The organism is Bacillus sp. sid0103, from assembly GCF_019219025.1.
In genome coordinates this window covers 80,622-98,332 of sequence record NZ_JAHUWN010000014.1, presented here as the reverse complement: position 1 = coordinate 98,332, position 17,711 = coordinate 80,622, and the positions used below count along the sequence as shown (strand labels likewise).

The 17,711-nt window shown below is 38.0% G+C and carries 17 protein-coding genes; 6 read left to right on the top strand and 11 right to left on the bottom strand.

What is annotated here, in order from left to right; translation table 11 throughout:
* Positions 1 to 44: 44 nt before the first annotated feature.
* Positions 45 to 1,031 (bottom strand): acyltransferase family protein, encoded by a 987-nt coding sequence (locus KW850_RS16620; RefSeq protein ID WP_218348695.1) that lies wholly within the window; start codon positions 1,029 to 1,031, stop codon positions 45 to 47.
* A 310-nt stretch (positions 1,032 to 1,341) separates the two neighbouring features.
* Entirely contained in the window at positions 1,342 to 2,589 is a 1,248-nt protein-coding gene (locus KW850_RS16615) for a DHH family phosphoesterase (RefSeq protein WP_218348694.1), read from the bottom strand.
* A gap of 197 nt (positions 2,590 to 2,786) precedes the next feature.
* Between KW850_RS16615 and KW850_RS16610 the strand changes: the two genes are divergently transcribed.
* Positions 2,787 to 3,764 (top strand): NAD(P)H-dependent flavin oxidoreductase, encoded by a 978-nt coding sequence (locus KW850_RS16610; protein WP_218348693.1) that lies wholly within the window; start codon positions 2,787 to 2,789, stop codon positions 3,762 to 3,764.
* A gap of 41 nt (positions 3,765 to 3,805) precedes the next feature.
* Here KW850_RS16610 and KW850_RS16605 read toward each other — a convergent pair whose 3' ends face one another.
* Complete coding sequence (locus tag KW850_RS16605; protein WP_218348764.1) at positions 3,806 to 4,291, bottom strand: nitroreductase family protein; 486 nt, start codon at positions 4,289 to 4,291, stop codon at positions 3,806 to 3,808.
* 138 nt (positions 4,292 to 4,429) lie between these two features.
* Between KW850_RS16605 and KW850_RS33405 the strand changes: the two genes are divergently transcribed.
* Entirely contained in the window at positions 4,430 to 4,555 is a 126-nt protein-coding gene (locus KW850_RS33405; protein ID WP_256358297.1) for a hypothetical protein, read from the top strand.
* 79 nt (positions 4,556 to 4,634) lie between these two features.
* Here KW850_RS33405 and KW850_RS16600 read toward each other — a convergent pair whose 3' ends face one another.
* Positions 4,635 to 5,318 (bottom strand): M50 family metallopeptidase, encoded by a 684-nt coding sequence (locus KW850_RS16600; RefSeq protein WP_218348692.1) that lies wholly within the window; start codon positions 5,316 to 5,318, stop codon positions 4,635 to 4,637.
* 181 nt (positions 5,319 to 5,499) lie between these two features.
* On the opposite strand from KW850_RS16600, the gene KW850_RS16595 reads away from it, so the two are divergent.
* A complete protein-coding gene (locus tag KW850_RS16595) occupies positions 5,500 to 6,624 on the top strand; it encodes an ABC transporter ATP-binding protein (RefSeq protein WP_218348691.1) in 1,125 nt (374 codons plus the stop codon).
* Positions 6,624 to 8,180, top strand: a complete 1,557-nt coding sequence (locus KW850_RS16590) for an ABC transporter permease/substrate-binding protein (protein ID WP_218348690.1) — start codon at positions 6,624 to 6,626, stop codon at positions 8,178 to 8,180. The genes KW850_RS16595 and KW850_RS16590 overlap by 1 nt, the downstream gene beginning before the upstream one ends.
* A 61-nt stretch (positions 8,181 to 8,241) precedes the next feature.
* Here the strand turns inward: KW850_RS16590 and KW850_RS16585 are convergent, their stop codons facing one another.
* Positions 8,242 to 8,859 carry a GntR family transcriptional regulator gene (locus KW850_RS16585; RefSeq protein WP_218348689.1) on the bottom strand — a complete coding sequence of 206 codons (618 nt, stop codon included), beginning with the start codon at positions 8,857 to 8,859 and terminating at the stop codon, positions 8,242 to 8,244.
* Positions 8,860 to 9,050: 191 nt separating this feature from the next.
* On the opposite strand from KW850_RS16585, the gene KW850_RS16580 reads away from it, so the two are divergent.
* Together KW850_RS16580 and KW850_RS16575 are read left to right on the top strand one after the other, a co-directional pair.
* Positions 9,051 to 9,617 (top strand): DUF2238 domain-containing protein, encoded by a 567-nt coding sequence (locus tag KW850_RS16580; protein WP_218348688.1) that lies wholly within the window; start codon positions 9,051 to 9,053, stop codon positions 9,615 to 9,617.
* Between the two features lie 13 nt (positions 9,618 to 9,630).
* A complete protein-coding gene (locus KW850_RS16575; RefSeq protein WP_218348687.1) occupies positions 9,631 to 10,206 on the top strand; it encodes a DUF2238 domain-containing protein in 576 nt (191 codons plus the stop codon).
* A 54-nt stretch (positions 10,207 to 10,260) separates the two neighbouring features.
* Here the strand turns inward: KW850_RS16575 and KW850_RS16570 are convergent, their stop codons facing one another.
* The 6 genes from KW850_RS16570 to KW850_RS16545 all read right to left on the bottom strand — a co-directional run bounded on the left by KW850_RS16570 (position 10,261) and on the right by KW850_RS16545 (position 17,677).
* A complete protein-coding gene (locus KW850_RS16570; RefSeq protein ID WP_256358296.1) occupies positions 10,261 to 12,516 on the bottom strand; it encodes a molybdopterin oxidoreductase family protein in 2,256 nt (751 codons plus the stop codon).
* A 224-nt stretch (positions 12,517 to 12,740) separates the two neighbouring features.
* Entirely contained in the window at positions 12,741 to 14,102 is a 1,362-nt protein-coding gene (locus KW850_RS16565; protein WP_218348686.1) for an aspartate kinase, read from the bottom strand.
* 130 nt (positions 14,103 to 14,232) lie between these two features.
* Positions 14,233 to 14,847 carry an NUDIX hydrolase gene (locus KW850_RS16560; RefSeq protein WP_218348685.1) on the bottom strand — a complete coding sequence of 205 codons (615 nt, stop codon included), beginning with the start codon at positions 14,845 to 14,847 and terminating at the stop codon, positions 14,233 to 14,235.
* 109 nt (positions 14,848 to 14,956) lie between these two features.
* Positions 14,957 to 16,120, bottom strand: coding sequence for a homogentisate 1,2-dioxygenase (locus KW850_RS16555; protein WP_218348684.1), 1,164 nt, complete (start codon positions 16,118 to 16,120; stop codon positions 14,957 to 14,959).
* A gap of 4 nt (positions 16,121 to 16,124) precedes the next feature.
* Entirely contained in the window at positions 16,125 to 17,051 is a 927-nt protein-coding gene (locus KW850_RS16550; RefSeq protein WP_218348683.1) for a fumarylacetoacetate hydrolase family protein, read from the bottom strand.
* Between the two features lie 14 nt (positions 17,052 to 17,065).
* Positions 17,066 to 17,677: a flavin reductase family protein gene (locus tag KW850_RS16545; RefSeq protein ID WP_218348682.1), complete on the bottom strand. Its 612-nt coding sequence runs from the start codon at positions 17,675 to 17,677 to the stop codon at positions 17,066 to 17,068.
* Positions 17,678 to 17,711 lie beyond the last annotated feature (34 nt).

The following is a 17,711-nucleotide window of genomic DNA, read 5'->3' as shown; positions in this document are numbered from 1 at the left end:
CCGTACAGGTACCTGTACGGCTCTTTTCATATCATAAAGTTCCACTAAATCTTAAGTTCCACAAGCGGCCGAGTATATTTTTTTGTTACATAACTGCCAAGAATTAAACAGATAATCAAGGACAGGATGATAAGTAAAAGATAATGTCCTGAAAAATTGAATAAATTTTTATCTAGAACGGCTACTTCTAGTGTTTTAACAATAAACCCGTGTAACAAGTAGACATACAACGTTCTTTCACCTATTTCCGAAATTCTAAATGAGGTTGAAGGTATAATAGTCATAAATCCAAAAACGACTATTAATGTAAGTAAATATTGGGCTCCTCGAAACAGTCCATCCGACCACTCTTCCTTTCCCATATTTGCATATGAGGTATCACCTAGGAGCCACGGGACTGCGTCATGCGGGAAACTAAACCCTAAAGATAAGAATGTTCCTAGAATAATTGCTAATCCAATTGGCAGTGAGTATTTGGAACGAATCGCTTTTTTCAGTTGATCCCCATTTAGTAAATATCCTAATAAAAAATATGGAAAAAATACAAACGTTCTAGACAGGCTTAAATAACTACCCACATCATCAATAAATCCTATCGCTATTCCCAAACCGATTGCGAAACAAAAGCCCATCCATCTAAATCTGGCAAACACATACAATAACAAATTCCAACAAAACAAACTCAACAAAAACCATAATGACCAATGTGGATTTAAAAAGTCGATCTCAATTCTCGCTTCCTGCCCATTTAGATAATAATAAATGGAATAAAGCAGTTGGAAAATAAAATAAGGCAGCAATATTTTCTTGATCGCCCTTAATAAATAGCCTTTATTTTTATAACCTTTAGCAAAGTATCCTGAGATAAAAATAAAAGCTGGCATGTGAAAGAGAAAAATGACTGTATATAACGTGAAAAGAATTCCGTCTTCTTCTTTTAAAGGACTAATAAGGTGCCCAAAGACGACCAAAAAAATCAAAATAAATTTTGCATTATCAAAATACTTACTCCTTTTTGAAGTTGAAGCCATCCTATCACCCCATTATTAATTGTTCAAAAAGGTATTTTACTATATTTTATTATTTGTCGGTTAGAAAATATTTCCAGACTAAAAACCTGTGAAAATTGTTTTAATTTAGCTTTCGGAACCATTATACATTATTAATATTACAACAATATGATAGCAGAATTACTTTCTATTTCATGGTAATTACGATACCGAAATAACACTTACAAATACCTACGATTATTTTACCATTCACTCCTTAACGAATCCTTAACCTGCTTGTATCATCGGTTTTTGACATAAAAAGAGCTTGGGGTACTCCCCAAACTCTCTTTTATTCCTTATCTATATCGATTAAGTGATTACGAATAATCTCATTATAGTTTTCCTTTATCTTGTCTATCGATAACTTAAATGTGGCAGATAACTGATAAAGGAAATCTTGGTCATACTGAAGCCAAGAAGAATAATTTCTTTTAAGATAAAGCTCAGCATCCGTAAATGTAGTATAGGATTGATCCAGTTTCCTCTGATTATGAATGATACGATACTCACTTTCACTCTTAGGGATAATGTAGGAAATATCGCCCTTTTGATTTTGAAAGGCGGTAAGAGAATTAGGATTTTTTACGTTAAATTCATTCCGATCAGCATCTGGTTTAAGTGGAAGAAGTTCAAACACATTTACAACAAATTGCTTAAATGCTTCACTTGTTAATTCAGATCCTGATGCTTTTGGATGTCCTCCTCCACCGTATCTTTTTGCAAATTTAGCGACATTTATTTCATCGTGAATTGTCCGGAAACCCATTTTCTTTCCGCTCATATTCAGTATGATAATCATATCCATATGTGGGTATAAATTATTTAAAGCATTCCCCAATTCCGATAAATATTGCTCGGCATGAACAATCCCCACACAATAATCATCAATAAAGGATTGGACAATCTGTCTGCTCTTTGAATGAATATAACGGTTGATCTTTTGCTCCTCAATATCAAGAAGCATATTTTCAGTTTCAGATAGCCTAAACGAATCCGTATTTTCCGTTAACCTTTTCAGCATTTCTTCTTCAAACTGCTCTCTATTCCGTATGTAGAATAAATCATTTAACCTTTTCGCTGCTATATTATCGTTTTCATCCCATTCCCAGGTATCGTATTGGCGTACTAATTCAATAAATTCCTCAAGGGCTTTATTTCTCTCCATTTTTCTATGCCTAATTAGGTAATCATAAAATAAGGATGTTGCACAAGTCTTCTTACCCGTATCATATTCAGGAATGACGCTTCCCCATTTGTATTCATTAAAATGCAATGCTGTCACATGGTGATCGATCATTTGAACATGTTTTCCTCGTTGAAACCTTTCCTCGAGTTTCTTCTCGACCTGCTCATTTACCGCCAAATCGGTAATATAGATTTCCACATTTTTATTTTCAGGATTTTTAATTACCGCTTCTACTCGTTGATTTAAATTCCGATAAGAGCAGTAAAATACATGAGCATCATCTCCAAAGGCCAGTTTCGCAATCAGCCCGCATCCTAGTCCATCCAAGTCAATATCCGTAAAAATATACATATTATACCACCATCCATTTTTCACTTCATATCGTATCGTTTGGTTTCAACAAATTTTTTATACAATAAGTTCTTATCATATTTGTTTATTTTAACATACTAGTAAATGTTACAAGCTGCAATTATGACCTGGTGATAGTAATCACAGACATATCGAAATGGATGTTGTATGATACATGAGAGTTTCAACTACAAATAATGAAACGGGGTAATAAATTGAATTTTCCTCAACTGAAAATAGGTCATATGATGCCTAAGGTCCCCATTATGCAAGGCGGAATGGGTGTAGGTATTTCTCTTAGTAAATTAGCGTCAGCAGTCGCAAATGCTGGCGGGATTGGAATTATTTCTGGAACAGGAATCTCAACCGACGAAATGAGATCACATATTCGAAAAGCGAAAAGCCGAATTAAAGAAGCCGGATACATTGGGGTAAATGTTCTATTTGCGATGAATGACTTTGCTGAAAAAATGAAAGCTGCCCTCGAAGAGAAAGTGGACTTTATTATCTCTGGAGCTGGTATTTCAAGAGATATGTATGCATGGGGAAAACAAGCCGGTATACCGGTTATTTCGATTGTCTCGTCAGCCAAATTAGCGCGAATTTCCGAAAGACTCGGTGCTGCAGCTGTTGTTGTTGAAGGCTTTGAAGCTGGAGGACATCTTGGTACTGATCGCCCTATGTTTGATATTCTTCCAGAAGTTGTTGAAGCGGTTTCCATCCCCGTTATTGCGGCAGGAGGAATCATGACAGGTGGAGATATTGCAAGGGCACTTGCAATTGGCGCCTCAGGTGTTCAAATGGGGACACGCTTTGTTGCTAGCCAGGAATGTGATGCACCATTATCATTTAAGCAAAAGTATGTTGATGCAAGGGAAGAGGATTTAGTCTTAGTTAAAACCACCGTAGGCCTTCATGGCAGGGCGATTAATAATCATTTTACAAAATTAATCAGTGGACAAGACAAGTTGAAAATTGCTAAATGCCTTGATTGTTTAAAGAATTGTTCCTACCGATTTTGTACAATGGATTCTCTATTGGTTTCATTAGAGGGTGATGTGGAAAATGGTCTTGTTTTTGCAGGTGCACGAGTGGGTGAAATTCAAGAGATTCTCCCTGTTCAACAAATCATCGACAATCTTACATTAGAATACAATGAGGCTACCCTAGCCTAATTAAATGAGCCAACCGTATCGGTTGGCTCTTCTTATTCCTGTTAAGGTAAATTACTGATTTTATTCTGAATCGGGGTCCGAGGTTTTGGCTCAGGGATCACTTCAGGATAGCCTACTCCCAGAACACCAATGATTTCATAGCCATCCGGGACACGAAGAATCTCCCTGTTTTTTGAGGTAATGCCAATGGATGACCAAAAAGTTCCAACCCCTTCTGCCCATGCTGCTAAATTGAAATTTTGGATAAAACACGCAGTTGCCATTGCGTTTTCCTCTGTTTCTACAGATGTTGCACCTTGCTTTGATAAAATCATTAATACAATTGGTGCGTTTCCAAAATTTGTTTTATGGTTAAGCTTTGCTCTTGTTTCTGTTCCGATAAAATAAATTTCCCATGGTTCCGTCATACGGTGATTGGGTGCCATTGAGGCAGCCTCTAACCATGTAAGAATTGCATGATGGTCAATTTCCGTAGGTTTAAATTTTTTTATGTTTCTGCGCGTTTTAATCGCATCTAACGTATTCATCTCCATATGTCCCCTTCTGTATTAGGTGCTCACTTTATTATCTTATGCATGAATTAATTAACATTGTATAACAAGTGAGTAAAAATATCCTCTCTTGCGCAAAATAATCACCGAGTTAACTTAAAAGGAGGCCTTCTGATGACAAACAGAAATGATAACAGAGAACGGAAAAATAAATATCCTAATAATAAGAAACAAGATGCTGAGTTTTCTAAAGAGACCAGTATTCGTAGTGAAATCACGAAAAAGGATTTACAGAAATAATTATACAGATACTTATCCATACTATTAAGAATACGAACACATTAGCTCGCTAGCCGGCGAGCTTTATTATTTCACTTCTTTACTTTTCAAGCTTATAATACCCTCTTTTTAAGCCGTAATAGCAGAACCATAGTGCTTGAACAAAGAAGAATATCCCCCATATTGGTGCCGGAATAATCCCTGTGATGTGCGCAAGATTAGCAGCATCCCCTGCTGATTGAGGTTGAAATAGGCTGATATACAAGATTTCATAAGCACTTTGGACAGAATCGACCAATAATATCGAGGCAATCAAAAGCAATAAGTTATCTCTAAAGATTTGACTCCCTTTAATGAGTAGAAAAAGAAAGACAACGGCAAATGAACAAAGCCAAAACATACCATATGGATTCCTTACCCAAAAGATAAGATTCAAGCCAATAAAACCTAACAATAGATCAATCAGAACAATCTGCTTTTTCTTACCAATTAATAAAAATGACAGAAACGCCATAAATGAGGCAAAGGTGTATCCTCCTAAACTAGTTAAGAAACTGCCAATCCGAGTTGACTGATGACTATATGTTGCCCCTTCGGAATTCATGAATAATGATATTCTTTCAACATTTCCTCCCAAAAGAGCAATCAATGCATGACCCGATTCATGAAAAAGGGTATTAATGACTTTTACATAGTTTCCTAGAATGGGCACATTAATTAACAAAAAGGCAAACACGAGGAAAAGGAAAAACTTCGCACTGAATTTGTCTCGAACAAAGCTCATAATAAATTCTCCTCTTGGTATCATAATTTTTTCTAACTTCAGTTTAACACGTTTACTTATAACTTTTACAAATTTCAACCAACCGTAAAATCGGTCTTGATTAGACAAAGTAACAACTTTTATGTTAACATTGAGTTGTTGCATTAATACCGAACATTTCTATTAAAAAGGAGGAATAAAATTGATAGAGTTTAAAAACATTGTTAAAAAATATCGATCAAAAACGATTATAAAGCCTTTTTCATTAGAGATTGAGTCTGGTCAGTTGGTTGTTTTTATAGGACCCAGCGGCTGTGGGAAAACTACCCTTCTGAAAATGATCAATAAATTAATACAGCCAACCTCAGGTCAGATTTTTGTCAATGGGACAGAAATTTCGACTATGAATCCGATTGAATTGCGTAGAAATATTGGCTATGTCATCCAAAATACAGGCTTATTTCCACATATGACCATTAAGGAAAATTTGGAGTTGATCCCAAAACTTAAAGGGGAAGATCCAGGTTCCATTGCTAATAAAACAGGAGAGCTGCTCGAGTTGGTCGGGTTAGATCCCAAGGAATTCTTGCATCGATATCCAAAAGAATTAAGTGGCGGTCAACAGCAAAGAATTGGTGTAGCACGAGCCTTTTCAACCAACTCCGAGATTATCTTAATGGATGAGCCCTTTAGTGCCTTAGATCCTGTAACTCGAAGTTCCCTGCAAGATGAACTTTTCCAAATGCAAAAGGAACTTAACAAAACGATTATCTTTGTTACCCATGATATGGACGAAGCTATTAAAATAGCTGATAAGATTTGTATTTTAAAAGATGGGGATATTCTCCAATATGATACACCTGAAAACATTCTTAAAAATCCTGCCAATGACTTTGTCGAAGGGTTTATAGGTAAAAGAAGGGTTTGGAATAATCCTGAATTATTAATGGCCGAAGATATTATGATTCCTAACCCGGTCAAAATTACTTCCAAGCGTACTGTTCTTCAGGCCATTGAGGTTATGAAGGACCATAAGGTAGACAGCCTCATGGTTACTGACAAACAAAATATCCTAAAAGGTTTAGTGACACTGAAAAGCATCCAGTTGTTAAATCGTACCACCTCGATTGAAATGATTATGGAGCAAAATATTCTTTCCGTTTCACAAGATGCAAATTTAATTTCAATTTTAGCGACAATGAATGAACATAAAATCGGGTATGTGCCAGTTGTGAATGATCATAACCAACTAATTGGTCTGATTACAAGAAGTAGTATTCTATCTGCATTAAGCAGTCAATTAATCGATTTGGAGGTGGCCTTTTAATGAGTGGATTTTTGAATTATTTACGCACAAACTATGAGCAAATCATTAATTTACTTGGCCAACATCTATATTTAAGTGTGATTTCAGTACTAGTTGCGATTATTATCGGAATCCCGCTCGGTATATTAATTTCAAGAAAACCAAAGCTCGCGAAACCAATTATCGGCACGACGAATGTAATTCAAGCGGTACCGAGTTTGGCGTTACTCGGCTTTCTTATCCCCTTTGTTGGTATTGGTAGTACCCCAGCCATTATCATGGTTGTACTTTATTCGCTTCTTCCAATTGTTAAGAACACTTACACAGGCTTGACGAATATTGATGGGGAGATTCTGGAAGCCGCCAAAGGTATCGGTCTGACCAAGAGTCAAACAATGAGAAAGGTTCAGTTACCACTAGCCTTCCCGATGATTATGGCGGGTATCAGAATTTCAGCGGTTACCGCTGTTGGACTAATGACGATTGCCGCTTTTATCGGTGCTGGTGGACTAGGGTATCTAGTTTTCTCAGGTGTGCAAACGGTCGACAATTATATGATTTTGGCCGGCGCTATTCCTGCCTGTATTCTTGCACTTGTCATTGATTTTATTGTGGGGAAACTTGAATCCTCACTCTCTTATACAAGCAAACAAACATCAGCAAAAAAGACTGGTAAAACGACTAAAAAAATAATGATTAGTTTTGCTTGTATTGTATTAGTCGTTGCTGGGGCATTTACTGTATATTCAAAGGTCAACGCAGAAGAAAAAATTGTGATTGGTTCAAAAAATTTCAGTGAACAAATGATTTTAGGGAATATGCTTGCTGATTTAGTAGAAAATAAGACTGATATTCAAGTAGAAAGAAAACTAAATCTTGGTGGTAGTCAGGTTGCCTTCAATGCCCTTAAAAATGGGGACATTGATATGTATGTTGAATATACGGGGACAGGATTAGTTAATATCTTAAAGAAGAAGCCACAAAGTGATCCTGATGCTGTTTACGATATTGTCAAGAAGGAATTCAAACAAAAATATGGTTTTGAATTGTTAAAACCGATTGGATTTAATAACACCTATGCCTTAGCGGTTCGAGAAGACACCGCAAAAGAATATGGTTTGAAGACGATTTCTGATTTAGCTAAGGTGAGCAATGAGTTAACCATGGGTCCGACCATCGAATTTCCTAATCGGGAAGATGGATTAATTGGACTTTCAAAAACGTATAATATGAATTTTAAAAACGTTAAAGCCATTGACGGTGGGTTGCGCTATACTGCATTAGACAATCATAAGAGCGATGTCATCGATGCCTACTCTACGGATGGATTACTCGAAGCATTTCATTTGAAGGTATTAAAGGATGATAAACACTTCTTCCCTCCATACTATGCGGTTCCGATGATAAAAGAGGAAACGTTAAAGGAACATCCAGAGCTTAAAAAGGTTATTAATACCTTGTCTGGTAAGTTAACCGATGAAAAAATGCGAAAGCTCAACTATAAGGTCGACAGCCTCAAAGAGTCACCTGCAAAGGTAGCAAAGGAATTTTTAGAAGCAGAAGGTTTATTGGATTAATAGTGAAAAAGGAAAAAGCCGGTCTCAAATGACCGGCTTTTTCCTTTTCCCCCAATGGTTCTCACTCTTGCATAAAGTGAAGAACCCTGTCATAAGTTTCGTCAGCACCAATAATAAGGAGGACATCCCCTTCAAGAATTACTGCATAAGGCCCCGGTGAAATAATTAATTCCCCCTTCCGCTTCATCCCAATAACCGTTCCTCCGGTATTTTGCCAAAACTTCACTTCTGAAATAGTTTTTCCAATATGATTACAGTCCGAAAATACTTCTACCTCGATTGGTGCCAATGGGTTCGTGTGACGAAGTTTCCCTGAGTAGTCCATAATTTTTCTAAGCGTATCAAAGAGTTGTTCATCAAGCTTGTCTCTTTCTGAAATCAGTGAATTCATTTGCTTCTCAAGATCTTTAATACTAGCGAGATTTGAAAACCGTTGAATATATTTGTAAGCATTCTCACGAGATGAAATGATAATTCCACTACCTTTAGTGGATTGGACAATCTCGACATCTTCTAAAATCTTTATGGCTCTTCTGACCGTTTCAGGTGAAACCTTATATTCACTTGCTAACGTAGATCTGCCATGAATTTTTTCGCCTACCTTAAATTTCCCATCGTATATTCTATTTGCTAAATCTATCGCAATCCGCTCGTATGTTGGTATTTGTGCCTTTTGCATAACTTCCTCCACCATTTTCTTAATCTTGGCCTGTCCCTGCTTTACTGTATATGGTTACTTATCAAATATACTCTTTTGGATGTATCTATGCGAGAACAAATATTTCATTTCCACTCAGTTTAACATTCCTTGATTTCATTTGTATTTATGGGACATAATTGTAAGGAAGCTTGTTTAATGGGGTGAAGTATTTGAAACGGAAAGTAATTATTCTTTTAGGTGTTGTTTTTATTCTATTAATGTCTGCCTTATTTGTTTATTACCTTATAAAAGGGGATTCCTCAAGATGGCAAGTAGCCCTTGGCGGCATTCTTGTGAGTGGATTGCCCCTCCTACTAATATTTAAGAAAAAGAATCCTTTTAACCTCCCAATAATAATCGGTTATTATATGTTAATTTTCTGTACATTATTTTTAGGATCGATCGTGAGTTTTTACCTTCATTATAAATGGTGGGACTCTACCATTCATTTTTTTAAGGGTATGTATGTAGGTATTGTTGGTATAACTTTATTTAAATTATTCATCCCGAAAGATGTGCGGAATGATGCTTCAAGATGGATTTTATTTCTTTTTGTTCTTTCACTCTCAGTCCTAGCAAGTGCACTTTGGGAGATCTATGAGTTTGTGGGGGATCAAACGTTTACTCACACCATGCAAAGAGGCGGAAATAAAGATACAATGTATGACTTACTCTGCGGGTTTGCGGGAGGACTCCTAGTCTCCTTTTACGCCTTTGTGCGAAAGCCTAAAGTATGAGAGGAGGAAATTTATGAATAGAAAACTTGTCATCATTTTCAGTTTAATCTATGTCATTTTTATGGCAGCATTAGCCGTCTACTTCTTTTCAAACGATGTAACCTTTAAAGGAACAGTTGCCATTGGAGGAATTGTTTGTGGAGCGGTCCCGTTATTATTGGCACTATTCACCAAACTACAATTCAATTTACCGATTGTTATTTCTTATTTAATTTTCTTAGTTGGTTCTCAATATTTAGGTTCTATCCTAGGCTGGTATGGTCTTGGTTGGTGGGACACCTTTATGCATTTGGTCAGTGGAGCCATCCTTGCTTTTGCGGGAATTGCTCTGTATGAACGATTGATCCACCGAAATGCGGGGGAAAAGATATCACCATGGTTTGTGTTCTTATTTACACTATCCTTTGCAGCACTTGGCGGGGTACTATGGGAAATTTATGAATTCAGCTCTGACCAATTCTTCAATATGACCTTACAAGGCGGCGGAAATAAAGATACGATGACGGATCTAATTGCAGATACCATTGGCGGACTTGTAATTGCAGTGTGGTCAGGAATTCGAACGAAAATTAAACTAAAAAAGTCATAAATGTGGCTCGCTAAATGGCGAGCCCGTTCATTTGAAATGTTTATTTTATCTGACTTAACTTATTTTTTCGATTATTATTGGCACTCCATTAAATACTGCATTTCCGGATATTGGATCGATCCATTGTTCATCCGTCAACAGATTGACATTAACACCATCATGCTGGCTGGCTACCCCAAGACGAGTTCCAGAAAGGTTATGCCCCCACCCATGTGGAAGACTTACCGTTCCCGGCATGATATCATCCGTGATTTCTACTGGTACTTCTATCTTTCCTGTTCGTGACTTCACCAACGCCTTATCTCCTTGCAACAGTCCAAAACTTTCAGCATCACTGGAATGAATCATGAGCTTACATCTATCTTCTCCTTTTACTAGTACCGGAAGATTGTGCAGCCAGGAGTTATTACTTCGCAGGTCTCTTCTTCCAACCAAAAGTATGGTATCCCCTTTTGAATCAAGTGTTTGTCGAAGACGTTCAACATCTTTCGTTAAAATTGGGGCTGCTAATTCAATTTTTCCTGAAGGTGTTTGTAATATCGCTGGAATTCTCGGTTGAAGAGCGCCAAGGTCCATTCCATGTGGATGTTTCTCTAAGATAGTTAAGCTTAGTCCACCAGGATTTCTTCCAAAGTGTTCTCCATATGGCCCGACACGGAGGTAAAAATCAAGCAAACGTTCCGGCCCTTTTCTATTCTTTAGCATGGCGTTAATTTCCATGGCGTTCTGCTCGTAAATTGGTGAATCCGGGTTCTTTATTTCATGTTTGATCAGTTCATCAATTGCAAGTTCATCCAATTTACTAACTATGTCCCCTTCCATTTGTTCCTCACCCACCGCTGCTGCTAAATGAAGAAGAATCTGCCATTCATCTAGTTGTTCTGCTGGAAGGTCAAAAACAGGTTTTGAATAGTGTGCAATATTTCGGATAGCAAGGTTGTAAAAGGTAATATCATAGTGAGAGCGTTCTAATGGTGAAGGAACTGGAAGCAGTACATTGGCATAGCGAGAAGTTTCATTTAGATAACAATCAATGCTGACCATAAAATCAACTTTTTCAAGAGCAGATTGTAAGTGTTTACTATTTGGTGCTGAAAGTGCGGGGTTTCCAGCTATGGAAACTAATGCTTTAATTTGTCCTTGACCAGGGGTTTCAATTTCTTCTGCTAGGCAGGATACGGGAATCTCTCCCAATACCTCAGGAATCTTTCTAACTCTAGTTTGAAAACGGTTGTGTCTTAGCAAGCGAACTCTTTTGGAAGATGCACGTCTCGTGGCTGGGTTAGGAAACATCACACCGCCCGGGCGGTCCAAATTCCCTGTTAGAACATTTACCACATCCAAAAGCCAGCTGTTCATTGTGCCAAAAGGTTGTGTACATGTGCCCATTCTTCCGTAAGCAATCGCTTGAGGTGAACTAGCAAGTTCACGTGCTATACGACGAATGGTGTCTTCTGGAATTCCGCATTTAACGGAAACAATTTCAGGTGCAAAATCCTCAGAAAGGTTTTTAATTTCATCAAGCCCGTTTATATAATCAACCAATTTCCCAAGGTTAACCAAACCTTCTTCGAAAAGTGTATAAATAAGTCCGAATAGAAACAAAGCGTCTGTCCCAGGACGAATAAAATAATGTTCATCGGCTTGCTTTGCTGTAACAGTACGAACCGGGTCAATGACTACTAACTTCCCGCCACGTTCCTTTAGAGCCTTCAAACGTCCTCTCATATTAGGTGCAGTCATTAAGCTTCCATTGGACGCAAGGGGATTGGCACCAATCATCAACAGATAGTTTGTATGATCAATATCTGGAATTGGTAGATTGGCAGCACTACCAAACATGATTTCAGATGAAAGTTGTTTTGGAATCTGATCTAGAGTACTGGCCGAAAAGATGCTCCGGCTTCCTAATGCACGTAAAAAGTTTGGAACATATAACATGCTTCCTAAATTGTGAACACTCGGGTTTCCTAAATAAACAGCGACTGCATTCTTACCATACTCATCGATAACCGAACGAAGCCCCTTTCTTACCTCAGAGAAGGCATCTTCCCAGGAAACTTCTTGCCATTTCTCCCCATTACGAATCATCGGTTTTAGAACCCGGTCAGGGTCTGAGTGGAGTTCCTTTACACTATATCCTTTTGGACATAAATAACCTTTGCTAAACGGATCTAGTTTATCTCCCTTAATATGGACAACCTTTTTTTCTTGTGTATGAATTTCTAACCCACAGGTCGCTTCACACAATGGACACGTCCGATAACTTATTTTAGTAGGTTTACCGATTGATTTTTCGCTTTTCTCCAAAAGACCACTTCTCCTCCCACCTAATGGCTTTCATTTTATATCGACTCCTTTTTCTGTTTTAAAACATTATTACATACTAACCGGTTGGTATAATAATAACATAAAAACTAAATTCATACTATTCGAATTTCAACTTGAAATATTGCTTGTTGAAATAGTAAAAAAGCAGTCTAAAATCACTAGTGAATTTTAGAACTGCTTTTTTTATGCCAATAATGGTGAAATTAAACTGTTACTGCTACAAAAAACTCTTCATAAAGTGCTTGAACTGCTCTTTTTTCGTCTACTTCTTTTACCCCAAACATCATACTCACTTCAGATGAACCTTGGTTTATCATTTCAATATTAATATGTGCTTTCGCCAGTGCTTTGGAGGCCCTTGCCATTGTTCCTACATTGTGGCGCATGCCCTCGCCAACCACCATGATAAGTGCAAGACTATGTTCAAATTTCACTTGATCGACTTGCAGTTCTGTTTCAATCCGTGCTTTAATCGATTTCTCCATTTCTGTATCCATTTGACTTTCACGAAGGATAACAGAAACATCATCAATTCCTGAAGGCGTATGTTCATAGGATAAACCGAAGTCTTCTAAAATACCTAAAAGCTTGCGTCCAAATCCTATCTCACGATTCATTAAGTATTTGCTCACATAAATACTACAAAATCCTTGATCACTTGCAATTCCAATCACAGGTCCATTCGTATTGTCGCGCTCATAAACAATCCTCGTTCCTGGTGCACTTGGATTATTTGTATTTTTGATTTGAACAGGAATGCCTGCTTTGAATGCCGGAACAAGCGCTTCATCATGTAATACGGTGAATCCTGCATAGGAAAGTTCACGCATTTCCCGATAGGTTAATTCCTTTATTTCTTTAGGTTTTTTTACGATGTATGGATTTACAGAATACACGGCATCAACATCGGTGAAGTTCTCATAAAGGTCTGCTTTAAGGGCATTAGCTAGGATCGATCCTGTAATGTCAGAACCACTTCGCGAAAAGGTAAATACCTCGCCTTGTTTGCTGTATCCAAAAAAGCCTGGAAAAATTAGTACCCCTGGTCGTTCGTGCAGCGAGTATAACTGACTGTAAGCCTCCGGCAGAACTTGGGCATTACCCGGCTCATCACTGACAAGTAGCCCTGCTTCTTTAGGGTTTATGTAATGTGTTTCTACTCCCTGCTTACGAAAATAGGCTGCGACCAATTTGGCGTGATTATCCTCACCGCTGGCTTTTAATAAATCCAGAAAGCGATCAGGTTTTGTCTTATCTGCACTCAATCTCTTTGCTAAATCTTCTTGAATTTCAATAATAATATCATGTGACAATAATAATTCTTCGGCGATAGAGCAGTATCTTTCAAGAACAGCTTCAAATTTTTCCCTAGGATCTTGGTTTTGGAGACAAAGTTCTCCACATTCAATCAATAAATCCGTTACCTTTGGATCCTCTGCAAACCGTTTCCCTGGTGCTGAAACGACAACGACTCTTCTCTCGGGATCTGAAACAACAATCTTAAATACCTTTTCAATTTGTTTTCCTGATGCTAGCGAGGACCCGCCAAACTTTACGACCTTCATCCCTACATCTCCCTAATTCTAAAAATATAATCTTAATTTTAAACATATTCAGAAAATAATCAAGTTTTTTCTTTTTGACAAGGACATCTGTGCGCCTAAAATGGACACGTTGATTAAATTTTCCTCGGAATTAGCGAATGAGTTCAATAAAATGGGCAAGGATCCTTGCTGTTAGTCCCCAAATAACTTTTCCATTATAGCGGTAGAAATATTCCTCAATTCCTCTTGCCCGCCAATTATAATTTTCTCCTCCAATGATTAATTCAAATGGAAAGTTTTCCTCTGGCTCTGCCCTAAATTTAATCTGATAAATTTCAGGGTCGTTCTTAATAAAAAATGAAAGTGGTACAGTGAAAATCTCATCAACCTCTGAAGGGTTAGGCACGATTTTTTGAGGATTAATTAAATAGCCGACATAAGGAAAAATCATCATCCCATAAGGTGAAATCATATAATCCAATGGATAAACATCTGTGATTTGCTCTTTGTGAATGCCTAATTCCTCGAATGTTTCTCGAATCGCTGCATCTTTTTCATCACTATCCTGTGCATCAATCCTCCCACCAGGAAAACAAATCTCTCCGGGCTGCCTTCTTAATTTAAGGGAGCGAACTTCTAATAATACGTGTATTCCGTCCTCTTTTTCAATTAGTGGGACCATAACAGCATATTTTGAAAACCTTTCACTGCCAAGGATCTTTGGTGTATGACTTTTTAATTTCGATAAAATTGGATCTAGCTCCATGACTTCACCTCCGTTTAATTTCAAATAACTTACTACTACCATACCATTTTTTATCTGTAGTTTAAAAAAAACAATCCAACTAGTTTGTTGGATTGATTACGAAATATTGTTATTCCTTTTTCTCATACCATGAATACATATAGTTCACATCTTCTATCTTATGTGCGTTTTTTACAATTTTGAGAGGATGGAAGGTATCAATCATAACGGCCAGCTCAAGCGTTTCCTTTTTTCCAATACTCGCTTCCGTTTTGCCCGGATGAGGACCATGCGGAATTCCGCCTGGATGGAGGGTAATGGAGCCTTCCTGCACCCCTTTACGGCTCATGAAATTGCCTTCTACATAATAGAGCAGCTCATCGCTGTTAACATTACTATGATAATAAGGTGCAGGGATTGAATTGGGATGATAGTCATAAAGCCGGGGTACAAATGAACAGACAACAAAATTATTCCCTTCAAAAGTTTGATGGACTGGCGGCGGCTGATGGACTCTTCCAGTGATTGGTTCAAAATCTTCGATATTAAAGGCCCATGGATATAAATATCCATCCCAGCCCACTACATCAAGCGGATGATGTCCTAAGATATGCGAGGATATTTTCCCCCTCGATTTCGTTAAAACCTCAAATTCACCCTTTTCATCGAATGTCGACAATTCTTCCGGTCCACGCAGGTCTCTTTCACAAAATGGGCTATGCTCTAAAAGTTGACCATATTCATTTCGGTACCGTCTTGGTGTTGTGATTTGGCTGAAGGATTCAACAACCAGCATTTTTGTCTCTTCATTTTCGTTTGGGATGACACGGTATATGGTCCCTATCGGAATAATAAGATAATCACCCGGCCTATATGACAGGGTCCCGAACATCGTTTCTAGTTTTCCAGATCCGTAGTGAACATAAAGCAATTCATCGCCATCACCATTCCGATAAAAACTTGTCATTGGAACTGTTACATGGGCTGTTCCAATTAATAAATCCTGATTTCCTAAAATATATTCCCTAGCCTTTAGCGCGTCCCCTTTTGTTGGCACTTTACCTGTGAAAAAATGGCGGTGTTTAAGGGGCTGCTGATCTTCATATTCTGGCAAATAATCATCCACTAATTCCGCTTTCACCACTTCAGTTGGCATATAATGATGATACAAAATCGATTGCGTTCCTGAAAATCCCCGTGTCCCCATTACCTGCTCTCTAAAAAGGCTTCCATCCCCTTTTTTAAACATGGTATGACGTTTGTGAGGTATATTCCCCATTTGGCGGTAATACATTATTTCACCTCTCTTCAGCAATTATTTCATTGTGTAACACACCAAGGAGATCAATCTCCAATTCTACTTGATCACCAGGGACTAGCCAGCGATGCACCTGTTCTCCAAGCTCAAGAATACAACCTGTGCCTACTGTTCCTGAACCAATCAATTCGCCAGGGTATAAGGTAACACCTGCAGACGCCCTTTCGATCATCTCAGCAAAGGAATAATAAAGGTCTTTCATATTCCCTTTTGATAGATGGCACCCGTTTACCCTTGCTTTCATGGATAGATTAAAACCTTTTCCAGATTTATATGGTTCTAACTCATCTTTTGTGACGATCCATGGTCCAATCGAGGTTGAAAAATCCTTCCCCTTGGCAGGACCAAGTCCAACCTTCATTTCCTTCCTTTGCAGATCTCTTGCGCTCCAATCATTTAAAATACAAAAGCCAAAAATATGTTCATCCGCATTTTCTGCAGAAATATTTCTCCCCTCTTTACCTATAATACAGGCCATTTCCAGTTCGTAATCAAGCCAGCTGCACTCCTTCGGCTTGATAATTCCTTCTCCTGGTCCTTTAATGGCAAGATGATTGGAGAAATAAAAGACAGGAATTTCATACCATTCTGCAATCATTTTAAGACCCCTATTTTCCCTTGCCTGTTTCACATGCTGCTCAAATGCATAAAAATCACGAAAACTTTTGGGGATAGGCAGTGGTGCCTTTAAACGAAGTTCACTTAATGGGTAAACGCCTTTTTGTTCTCTGGTGAATTGGAACCTTGCCATCATTTTTAAATTTGCGTCACTATTTTCTAGGAAGTTTAATAGATTATCAGGCAGCAGTCCACTTGATGCTTCATGCATATCAACTGCGTGATCATGGTCTAATAACCACCCCGATCGGATTGTCCCATCCTGTTTTTCAAACGTTATGAATTTCACGACACTCACCTTTTCTAGGTTCTTCTCTCCATTTCAAACGTTTTGGCTAATGGGTCTGTAAAAATGTTTCCAGCCATTCTCCCAATAGGTTTAAGTTTCGCAGAATCAATGCGCCCCTTATCAAACAGGTCATCGTTCACATGAACATGAACCACTTTTCCAATTACTAAGCTTCCTGCCCCAGGCGTATCTCCAAAATGCATTACCTGTTCTAGCTCACATTCTAGGTGGACGAGTGATTCTCTGATCCGCGGTACATTGACCTTGATACTAGGTTCTTTCGTTAAACCCACTTCAACTATTTCATCGACATCCGGACTGAATTCGATCGCACAGTCATTCATTTGTTCCGCGATACTGTTACTCACAATATTAATAACAAATTGACCTGTGCTTTCAATATTTACAAGCGTATCTTTTTTAGCCCCATCAGTTCCCCTTCTCATAGGTGAGAAACAAATGAGCATCGGGTCTGCACAAATCGCCGTGAAAAAACTAAATGGTGCTGCATTAGCTGTCCCCTTCTCGTCAATTGTTGAAACAAAGGCAATGGGACGGGGAAGAATTGATCCAACTAATAATTTATAAGCTTCTCTCCATTCCAGTGTTTTCGGAGAGATTTCCATGATATTTCACCTCACATAATTTTGCTTTAAAAAA